Raw genomic sequence first — 8,571 nt, forward strand, 5'->3', positions numbered from 1 at the left:
GGCGGGTCCGGGCGCGGACGGCGGGGCCGGCGGCTGCGGGAAGGTCCTGGCCTCGGCCTTGGCGTGCCGGGGCGGGACGGCGAGCTGCAGCACGTCGGCGAGGCTGCCCGCGTAGCGGTCGGCGACCGCGCGGGTGAGGGCGAGCAGCTCGGGCCCGAGGACGGGCTCGGGCGACAGGACCTGGGCGAGGGCGGCGAGGGGGCCCTGGTACTCGGCCTCGGCGACGCGCTCCACGAGGAACCCGTCGATCAGGCCGCCGCCCTCGCGGCGGCCGTCCCGTACGTTCCTCGAGCCGGCGCCGAACCGGACGCGGACCCGGACGCCCGGCTGTGCGACCTCGTCCAGCTCCTCCGGGACCGCGTACTCGAAGTACCGGTCGAGGTGCAGCACGCCCTTGTCGACGAGCACGCGGGCGACGGGCAGCTCCTTGGCCAGGGGGGCTCCGCGCCAGGTGCGCGGCTTGGCCTTGGGGGCCTTGCTGCTCCGCAGGGTCTCGCGGATGAAGGCCAGCTGCTCCGGCTCGGGGCTGTCGTTCTGGCTGCTCACGCTGCCCATTCCTACCAGAGGGGTCGGACATCGGGACGGCGTGCGCCGGTGGCCCGGGCGCGGGCGGGAACAGGCCGGGGCCCGGCTCCCTCGGAGGAGAGCCGGGCCCCGGTCGAGCCGTGCGGCAGGCCTACAGGCCCGCCGCCGCACGCAGCGCGTCCACGCGGTCCGTCTTCTCCCACGTGAAGTCCGGCAGCGCGCGACCGAAGTGACCGTAGGCGGCCGTCTGCGAGTAGATCGGGCGGAGCAGGTCGAGGTCGCGGATGATCGCGGCGGGACGCAGGTCGAAGACCTCGCTGATCGCGGCCTCGATCTTCTCCGTGTCGACCGTGTTCGTGCCGAAGGTCTCGACGAAGAGGCCGACCGGCTCGGCCTTGCCGATCGCGTACGCGACCTGGACCTCGCAGCGGGCCGCGAGACCGGCCGCGACGACGTTCTTGGCGACCCAGCGCATCGCGTACGCGGCCGAACGGTCCACCTTGGACGGGTCCTTGCCCGAGAAGGCGCCGCCGCCGTGGCGGGCGTAGCCGCCGTACGTGTCGATGATGATCTTGCGGCCGGTGAGGCCGGCGTCGCCCATCGGGCCGCCGATCTCGAAGCGCCCCGTCGGGTTCACCAGCAGGCGGTAGCCGTCGGTCTCGAGCTTGATGCCGTCCTCGACGAGCGCCTTGAGCTCGGGCTCCACGACGAACTCGCGGATGTCGGGGGCGAGCAGCGAGTCGAGGTCGATGTCCGAGGCGTGCTGGGACGAGACGACGACCGTGTCGAGGCGGACGGCCTTGTCGCCGTCGTACTCGATGGTGACCTGGGTCTTGCCGTCGGGGCGCAGGTACGGGATGGTCCCGTTCTTGCGGACCTCGGACAGCCGGCGCGACAGGCGGTGCGCGAGGTGGATCGGGAGCGGCATGAGCTCCGGCGTCTCGTCGCACGCGTAACCGAACATCAGGCCCTGGTCGCCCGCGCCCTGCTTGTCGAGCTCGTCCTCGTCACCCTCGACGCGCTTCTCGTACGCCGTGTCGACGCCCTGCGCGATGTCCGGCGACTGCGAGCCGATGGAGACCGAGACGCCGCAGGACGCGCCGTCGAAGCCCTTCTTCGACGAGTCGTAGCCGATCTCGAGGATCTTCTCGCGCACGAGCTGGGCGATCGGCGCATAGGCCTTCGTGGTCACCTCGCCGGCGACGTGCACGAGGCCGGTGGTGATCAGCGTCTCGACGGCGACGCGGGACGTGGGGTCCTCGCGCAGCAGGGCGTCGAGAATGGTGTCGCTGATCTGGTCAGCGATCTTGTCGGGGTGGCCCTCGGTCACGGACTCCGAGGTGAACAGGCGACGGGACACAACGCTCCCTGTGGTTGCAGCGGCTGCTGGCTGATCATTGACGGACGTCCGGGGGCTGCGCCCGGCGTGGTCCGAGAACAGTTTATCGGTCGGGTTCGGCCGCCGGGACACGCGTCTCGCCCCTTGGGAGGGCTGTGACCAGCGACACCGTTGCGGCCGACCCGGGGATCGGTCTCGGGCAGGGTACCGGGCCCGGGTGAATCCGGCGCCCCTACGGCAGGCGTTCGGCGTGTGCGGGGCCGAGCCGGAGCGCGACCTCGTCCCAGATCCGGTCCGCGAGCGCCTCCTTGGGCCCGTACGGAACGGGGGTCTCGGAGCCGTCCGCGGCGAGGATGACGGCCTCGTTCTCCTCGGCGCCGAAGGTCCTGCGCTCCCCCACCTCGTTGACGACGAGCAGGTCACAGCCCTTGCGGGCGAGTTTGGCGCGGCCGTTGGCGAGGACGTCGTCGGTCTCGGCGGCGAAGCCGACGACGACCTGGCCGACCCGCGGCCGCTCGCCGGAGATCTCGGCGAGGATGTCGGGGTTGCGGACCAGCTCGACGGTCGGAGCCCCGGAGTCGCCCTGCTTCTTGATCTTGCCGGGGGCGTAGACGGCCGGGCGGAAGTCGGCGACGGCCGCGGCCATGACCACGGCGTCGGCGTCGGCGGCGGCCTTGAGGACCGCCTCGCGCAGCTGCACGGCGGTGCCGACGTGGACGACGTCGACGCCGGCCGGGTCGGGCAGCGCCGCGTTGGCCGACAGCAGGGTGACCCGGGCGCCGCGGGCGGCCGCGGTGCGGGCGAGCGCGTAGCCCTGCTTGCCTGAGGAGCGGTTGCCGAGGAAGCGGACCGGGTCGAGGGGCTCGCGGGTGCCGCCCGCACTGACGACGACGTGCGTCCCGGCGAGGTCGGCGGTGGCCGCGGCGGCGCCGCGGGCCAGGACGCGGCGCGCGTACTCGAAGATCTCGGCGGGGTCGGGGAAGCGGCCCTTGCCCGTGTCGACACCGGTGAGGCGGCCGACGGCGGGCTCGATGACGAGGGCGCCACGGCGGCGCAGCGTCGCGACGTTCTCCTGGGTGGCCGGGTGCTCCCACATCTCGGTGTGCATGGCGGGCGCGAAGACGACCGGGCAGCGGGCGGTGAGGAGCGTGTTGGTGAGGAGGTCGTCGGCCAGGCCGTGGGCGGCCTTGGCGAGCATGTCGGCGGTGGCCGGGGCGACGATCACGAGGTCGGCGTGCTGGCCGATGCGCACGTGCGGGACCTCGTGGACGGAGTCCCAGACCTCGGTGGAGACCGGGTTGCCGGAGAGCGCGGACCAGGTCGCGGCGCCGACGAAGTGGAGCGCGGAGTCGGTGGGGACGACGCGGACGTCGTGCCCCGACTCGGTCAGTCTGCGCAGCAGCTCACAGGCCTTGTAGGCGGCGATGCCGCCGCTGACCCCCAGCACGACCTCGGGCTTCGACGACACCGCTGCTCCCCTGACTCCGGAAACGTACGACTCCATGACACTCCCCATGACACACCACAGGCCCGGCAGTCGTACTGCCGGGCCTGTGGTGACGAAGAAGAACGCGTTACTGCGCCGGGCCCTCGATGGCCTCGGACGTCAGCAGGCCCGCGTTGATCTCGCGCAGCGCGATCGACAGGGGCTTCTCGTGGACGTGCGTGTCCACCAGCGGGCCGACGTACTCGAGCAGGCCCTCACCGAGCTGCGAGTAGTACGCGTTGATCTGGCGCGCGCGCTTGGCCGCGTAGATGACCAGGCTGTACTTCGAGTCGGTGGCTTCGAGCAGCTCATCAATCGGCGGGTTGATGATGCCCTCGGGCGCGGTGATGGAAGAGGACACTCTCTGCCTTCCGATGGGGGCCGGGACCGGGGTCCCGGCTGGGGTAAACCAGGGTAAAGATCAAAGAACCTTCATCAAGGCTAGCAGCTCGCGCGCCACGTCCTCGACGGAGGTGTTGACCAGGGTCGTGTCGAACTCGGCCTCGGCGGCGAGCTCGACCTTGGCCGCCTCGAGCCGGCGCTCGACGACCTCGGGCGCCTCGGTGCCGCGGCCGGTGAGCCGGCGCACCAGCTCGTCCCAGCTCGGCGGGGCGAGGAAGACCAGCTGCGCCTCGGGCATCGACTCGCGGACCAGGCGGGCGCCCTGGAGGTCGATCTCGAGCAGCACGGGCTCGCCCGCGTCGAGGCGGTCGAGGACCGCGCGCCGCGGGGTGCCGTAGCGGTTCCCCGCGAACTCGGCCCACTCCAGGAGCTCGCCGTTGGCGATCAGCTTGTCCATCTCCTCGTCGGAGACGAAGAAGTACTGGACACCGTGCTTCTCGCCGGGGCGCGGCTTGCGGGTCGTCGCCGACACCGAGAGCCACACCTCGGGGTGTTGCTTGCGCATATGAGCGACGACCGTGCTCTTGCCGACCCCGGAGGGGCCGGAGAGCACGGTCAGCCGCGGACGTACGTCCGGGGGCTCGGGGGTCGTCCCCCGGGATGTTGCAGCCATGCAGCGATTATTCCAGTTGTTCCGGAGTGCCGGGACCAGCCCCCAGGGGCGGCCACGTCACTCAGGCGCCGGTGCTGCCGAACTCGCGCTCCAGGGAGGCGATCTGGTTGGAACCGAGACCACGCACCCGGCGGGATTCGGAGATCCCGAGGCGCTCCATGATCTGCTTGGCGCGGACCTTGCCCACGCCCGGGAGGGACTCGAGCAGGGCGGAGACCTTCATCTTGCCGATGACGTCGTTCTCCTGCCCCTGCTTGATGACCTCGTGCAGGGAGGCGCCGGAGTGCTTGAGTCGATTCTTGACCTCGGCCCGCTCCCGGCGAGCCGCGGCGGCCTTTTCGAGCGCGGCTGCGCGCTGTTCAGGGGTAAGGGGCGGAAGAGCCACGCCTACGTCACCTCGGATGTCGAACTGTCGGATACGGACCGGTGAGGAACCTAGTCGCCCCACACCAGGCGAGCAAAGAGCGGCGCGGCTTGCCGCGTTCACCCGTTCACTCCCGACGGAGACTAGCGGCCATCACCGCCGGAGTCAGCGAGAACAGCGGAAAAGTCCTGGTCAGCCTTGCAGAGGCTGGACATTTCAGACAATTAGCCCCGGAAATCGGCCCGTATGCGGGTACCGGAGCGAAGGTCGGCACGCAGTGCCACCCTTTTCGGCGTGCCGTGCCGACCCTCCGCAGCGCATTCCGGGACGTCAGACGGCGCCCGCGAGCGCCTCGCGCACCTCGTCCGCGAACCGGACCGCGGTGTCACGCAGCGCCGCGACCGACGGACCCGCCTTCAGGACACCCCGGCTCACGCTCGGCACGACATTGCGCACGGCCGCGCCGAAGACCGACGGGAGATCGGCGGGCGTGGCGCCCTGCGCGCCGATGCCGGGGGCGAGCAGCGGCCCGTTGACGTCGAGCGGGTACGAGGACAGGTCGCCCAGCGTCGCGCCGACGACGGCGCCGAAGGAGCCCATCGGGGTCTCGCCCGCGTTCTCCTCGGCGAGGTGGCCGAGCATCGTCGCGCCCACGGAGCGGCCGTCCGCGCGCACCGCGTGCTGCACCTCGCCGCCCTCGGGGTTCGAGGTGAGGGCGAGCACGAACAGGCCCGCGCCGGACTCGCGCGCGAGGTCCACGGCCGGCTTCAGCGATCCGTAGCCGAGGTACGGCGACACGGTCACGGCGTCCGAGAACAGCGGGGAGTCCTTGTGCAGGAAGGTCTCCGCGTACGCGGCCATGGTGGAGCCGATGTCGCCGCGCTTGGCGTCCATGACGACGAGCGTGCCGGCGGCGCGCAGCTCGGCCGTGGCGCGCTCCAGGACGGCGATGCCGCGCGAGCCGAAGCGCTCGAAGAACGCCGACTGGGGCTTGACCACGGCGACGGTGCCCGCCAGGGCCTCGACGGTCGTGCGCGTGAAGCTCTCCAGACCGGCGATGTCGTCGTTCAGGCCCCAGGAGGACAGCAGGGCGGCGTGCGGGTCGATGCCGACGCACAGCGGACCGCGCTCGTCCATGACACGGCGCAGTCGCGCGCCGAAGGGCTCCAGAACGGTCATGCGGACACCTTCTTCACATCGGCGCCGACCGCGTCGGCGAGCGTGGCGTGCGGGGAGTTGTTCAGCCGGGCGGCGAGGCCCTTGTGGATCGCGCGGGCGTAGAAAGGACCCTCGTAGATGAAGGCGCTGTACCCCTGGACCAGGGTGGCGCCGGCGAGGATGCGCTGCCAGGCGTCCTCGGCGTTCTCCACGCCTCCGACGCCCACCAGGGTGATCTTGTCCCCCACGCGCGCGTAGAGGCGCCTGAGGACCTCCAGGGAGCGCTCCTTGAGGGGGGCGCCGGACAGGCCGCCCGTCTCGTTCACCACGTCGCCCCGGGTGCGCAGGCCCGCGCGGGAGATCGTCGTGTTCGTCGCGATGATGCCGTCCAGGCCCAGCTCGACGGCCAGGTCGGCGACGGCGTCGACGTCCTCGTCGGCCAGGTCGGGCGCGATCTTGACGAGCAGGGGCACGTGACGCGCGCGCACCGTGCGGTCGGCGGCCTCGCGCACGGCGGTGAGCAGCGGGCGCAGCGCCTCGGTGGCCTGGAGGTTGCGCAGGCCGGGCGTGTTGGGCGAGGAGACGTTGACGACGAGGTAGTCGGCGAAGGCGGCGAGGCGTTCGGTCGACTTCACGTAGTCGCCGACGGCCTCCTCCTCGGGCACGACCTTGGTCTTGCCGATGTTGACGCCGACCGTGGTCCTGAAGACCGGGTTGCGGGAGGCGAGGCGGGCCGCCACGGCGAGGGAGCCCTCGTTGTTGAAGCCCATGCGGTTGATGAGCGCGCGGTCCTGCACGAGGCGGAAGAGGCGCTTCTTGGGGTTGCCGGGCTGCGGCTCGCCGGTGACGGTGCCGATCTCGATGTGGTCGAAGCCGAGCATCGTCATGCCGTCGATGGCGATCGCGTTCTTGTCGAAGCCGGCGGCGAGGCCGAAGGGACCGTGCATGCGCAGCCCGAGGGCCTCGGTGCGCAGCTCCTTGTACCGGGGAGCGAGCGCCGCGGCCACGAAGGTGCGCAGGACGGGGGTGCGGGCCGCGAGACGGATCCAGCGGAAGGCCAGGTAGTGGGCCTTCTCGGGGTCCATGCGCTTGAAGACGAGGTTGAAGAACAGCTTGTACATGGCTGAAGTCCTAGGGGTGCGCATGAGCCGGGAGGGCTCATGAAGAGGGGGACACCGTTCGGTGTCCCCCTCTTGGGCTGCTAGTCGCGGGCCGCGGTCAGGTGTTCCGCGTGTTCCTGGAGGGACCTGACGCCCACGTCGCCGTGGTTGAGCGCGTCGATGCCCTGGACCGCCGCGGCGAGCGCCTGCACCGTCGTGAGGCAGGGCACGGCGCGGGCCACGGCCGCCGTGCGGATGTCGTAGCCGTCGAGGCGGCCGCCGGTGCCGTACGGCGTGTTGACGATCAGGTCGACGTCGCCGTCGTGGATGAGCTGGACGATCGTCTTCTCGCCGTTCGGGCCCTCGCCCTCGGACTGCTTGCGCACGACCGTGGCGTTGATGCCGTTGCGCTTGAGGACCTCGGCGGTGCCGGAGGTCGCCAGGAGCTCGAAGCCGTGGGCGACCAGCTCGCGGGCCGGGAAGATCATCGAGCGCTTGTCGCGGTTGGCGACGGAGATGAACGCGCGGCCCTTGGTGGGCAGCGGGCCGTACGCGCCGGCCTGCGACTTGGCGTACGCCGTGCCGAAGACCGAGTCGATGCCCATGACCTCGCCGGTGGAGCGCATCTCCGGGCCGAGGACCGTGTCGACGCCGCGGCCGTGGATGTCGCGGAAGCGCGACCACGGCATGACGGCCTCCTTGACGGAGATGGGCGCGTCCATGGGGAGCGTGCCGCCGTCGCCGGTCCTCGGCAGCAGGCCCTCGGCGCGCAGCTCGGCGACGGTCGCGCCGAGCGAGATGCGCGCGGCGGCCTTGGCGAGCGGCACCGCGGTCGCCTTCGAGGTGAAGGGGACGGTGCGCGACGCGCGCGGGTTGGCCTCCAGGACGTAGAGGATGTCACCCGCCATCGCGAACTGGATGTTGATCAGGCCGCGCACGCCGACGCCCTTGGCGATGGCCTCGGTGGAGGCGCGCAGGCGCTTGATGTCGAAGCCGCCGAGCGTGATCGGGGGCAGGGCGCACGCCGAGTCGCCGGAGTGGATGCCGGCCTCCTCGATGTGCTCCATGACGCCGCCGAGGTAGAGCTCGGTGCCGTCGTAGAGGGCGTCGACGTCGATCTCGATCGCGTCGTCCAGGAAGCGGTCGACGAGGACCGGGCGGGACGGGCTGATCTCCGTGGACTCCTCGATGTACGAGGACAGGCGGGTCTCGTCGTAGACGATCTCCATGCCGCGGCCGCCGAGCACGTAGGACGGGCGGACCAGGACCGGGTAGCCGATCTCGTCGGCGATGGCCTTGGCCTCGGCGAAGGTCGTCGCGGTGCCGTGCTTGGGCGCGGGCAGGCCGGCCTCGGCGAGCACGCGGCCGAAGGCGCCGCGGTCCTCGGCGGCGTGGATCGCCTCCGGGGACGTGCCGACGACGGGGACGCCGTTGTCCTTCAGCGCCTGGGCGAGGCCCAGCGGGGTCTGGCCGCCGAGCTGGACGACGACGCCCGCGATCGGGCCCGCGAGGGACTCGGCGTGGACGATCTCCAGGACGTCTTCCAGCGTGAGCGGCTCGAAGTACAGGCGGTCGGAGGTGTCA

General features: G+C 71.6%; 7 protein-coding genes and 2 pseudogenes. All 9 read right to left on the minus strand.

Annotated elements, in window-relative coordinates; genetic code table 11:
* Nucleotides 1–546, minus strand: a pseudogene (locus GTW43_RS12340) (primosome assembly protein PriA); the annotation flags it as partial.
* A gap of 130 nt (nucleotides 547–676) precedes the next feature.
* Complete coding sequence (metK, locus tag GTW43_RS12345) at nucleotides 677–1,885, minus strand: methionine adenosyltransferase (RefSeq protein ID WP_161301700.1); 1,209 nt, start codon at nucleotides 1,883–1,885, stop codon at nucleotides 677–679.
* A gap of 211 nt (nucleotides 1,886–2,096) precedes the next feature.
* Complete coding sequence (gene coaBC, locus GTW43_RS12350) at nucleotides 2,097–3,368, minus strand: bifunctional phosphopantothenoylcysteine decarboxylase/phosphopantothenate--cysteine ligase CoaBC (RefSeq protein WP_161301701.1); 1,272 nt, start codon at nucleotides 3,366–3,368, stop codon at nucleotides 2,097–2,099.
* A gap of 70 nt (nucleotides 3,369–3,438) precedes the next feature.
* Nucleotides 3,439–3,711 (minus strand): DNA-directed RNA polymerase subunit omega, encoded by a 273-nt coding sequence (rpoZ, locus tag GTW43_RS12355; protein ID WP_005319902.1) that lies wholly within the window; start codon nucleotides 3,709–3,711, stop codon nucleotides 3,439–3,441.
* A gap of 60 nt (nucleotides 3,712–3,771) precedes the next feature.
* Entirely contained in the window at nucleotides 3,772–4,365 is a 594-nt protein-coding gene (gene gmk, locus GTW43_RS12360; RefSeq protein WP_161301702.1) for a guanylate kinase, read from the minus strand.
* A 61-nt stretch (nucleotides 4,366–4,426) separates the two neighbouring features.
* Nucleotides 4,427–4,750 (minus strand): integration host factor, encoded by a 324-nt coding sequence (locus GTW43_RS12365; RefSeq protein WP_026246651.1) that lies wholly within the window; start codon nucleotides 4,748–4,750, stop codon nucleotides 4,427–4,429.
* Nucleotides 4,751–5,059: 309 nt separating this feature from the next.
* Nucleotides 5,060–5,908, minus strand: a complete 849-nt coding sequence (pyrF, locus tag GTW43_RS12370; protein WP_161301703.1) for an orotidine-5'-phosphate decarboxylase — start codon at nucleotides 5,906–5,908, stop codon at nucleotides 5,060–5,062.
* A complete protein-coding gene (locus GTW43_RS12375; RefSeq protein WP_161301704.1) occupies nucleotides 5,905–7,008 on the minus strand; it encodes a quinone-dependent dihydroorotate dehydrogenase in 1,104 nt (367 codons plus the stop codon). The genes pyrF and GTW43_RS12375 overlap by 4 nt, the downstream gene beginning before the upstream one ends.
* An 80-nt stretch (nucleotides 7,009–7,088) precedes the next feature.
* Nucleotides 7,089–8,571, minus strand: a pseudogene (locus GTW43_RS12380) (ATP-grasp domain-containing protein); the annotation flags it as partial.

It is taken from the genome of Streptomyces sp. SID5785 (assembly GCF_009870065.1).
Classification (GTDB): domain Bacteria; phylum Actinomycetota; class Actinomycetes; order Streptomycetales; family Streptomycetaceae; genus Streptomyces.

Coding starts and splice junctions, on each gene's coding strand:
- pyrF (WP_161301703.1), bottom strand. CDS start 5,908: ATGACCGTTCTGGAGCCCTTCGGCGCGCGACTGCGCCGTGTCATGGAC.
- coaBC (WP_161301701.1), bottom strand. CDS start 3,368: ATGGAGTCGTACGTTTCCGGAGTCAGGGGAGCAGCGGTGTCGTCGAAG.
- gmk (WP_161301702.1), bottom strand. CDS start 4,365: ATGGCTGCAACATCCCGGGGGACGACCCCCGAGCCCCCGGACGTACGT.
- GTW43_RS12375 (WP_161301704.1), bottom strand. CDS start 7,008: ATGTACAAGCTGTTCTTCAACCTCGTCTTCAAGCGCATGGACCCCGAG.